At 74.1% G+C, this 1052-nt stretch carries 1 protein-coding gene; it reads left to right on the top strand.

Annotated features, from left to right (window positions below):
- Positions 1-834 (top strand): zinc-dependent metalloprotease (locus NQ160_RS24135; protein WP_257517502.1); only part of this gene is annotated, 834 nt, incomplete at its 5' end.
- Positions 835-1052 lie beyond the last annotated feature (218 nt).

Genomic DNA, 1052 nt, shown 5'->3' with positions numbered 1-1052 from the left:
CTTCCGGTCATGCCCGCCGGCGAGGCGGCGATCCTGCCGCAGAACTTCGCCGACTTCGGCCGCGACCTCGGCATCGCCGACGACCAGCTCGCGCTGTACCTGGCCACGCGCGAGCTCGCCCACGCGCGCCTGTTCCGCCACGCCCGGTGGCTGCGGCTGCACGTCATCTCCCAGGTGACCGAATTCGCCCGCGGCATCCACGTCGACACCAGCGCCCTGGAGGACCTCGCCTCGCGGTTCGACCCGTCACAGCCCGAGGAGCTGCGTCAGGCGCTCGAGAGCGGCGCGCTGCTCCCCCAGCGCTCCGAGGCCCAGACGGCGGCGCTGGCGCGGCTCGAGAATCTGCTCGCCCTCATCGAAGGCTGGGTCGACGTCGTGACGGACGCCGCCACCGCCCGACTTCCCGAGGCCGATCGCATCGCCGAGGTCGTGCGTCGCCGCCGCGCGGTGGGCGGACCTGCAGAGCAGGCCCTCGGGTCGCTCGTGGGCCTCGAGGTGCGCCCCCGGCGTCTCCGCGAGGCCGCAGCGATGTGGCGCGCCGTCACCGAGGCGGTGGGCGCGGGCGACCGCGACAGCCTGTGGGACTACCCCGACCTCATGCCCACGGCCGAAGACATCGACGACCCCGCGGCGCTCGTGGCACGCCTGCAGGCTCGGGCGCGCGGCGACGAGCCCCAGCGCGACGCGATGGACGACGCCCTCGAGGCGCTGCTGAACCAGGCGGCATCGGACGACGCCGCCGCCGAAAACGGCGAGACGCCCGCCACCGGTGACGGTGCGACGGACGACGGCGGCACGGCCGGCGACGATCCCGAAGGACCTCGGCCGGTCTGAGCTTTCTCGTCTCCTCCTCCCCAGGCCGCTCAGGCGGCCGCGGGCAGGAGCGATCTGTGGACAGCGGGGACGGCGGACGACGCACCGGCGCACAATCGGGTCATGCTTCACCTCGACCCCCGCCATCCGCCGCTGTGGCGCAGCGCCACGAGCCTGCAGTTCGGCACCGAGCCCCTCGCGGTCATCGACCACCTGGCGCCCTGGCAGGAGCGCATGGT

The organism is Microbacterium sp. zg.Y909, from assembly GCF_024626565.1.
The sequence above is the reverse complement of the archived record's forward strand: the minus strand, read 5'-3'. Positions and strand labels throughout refer to the sequence as shown.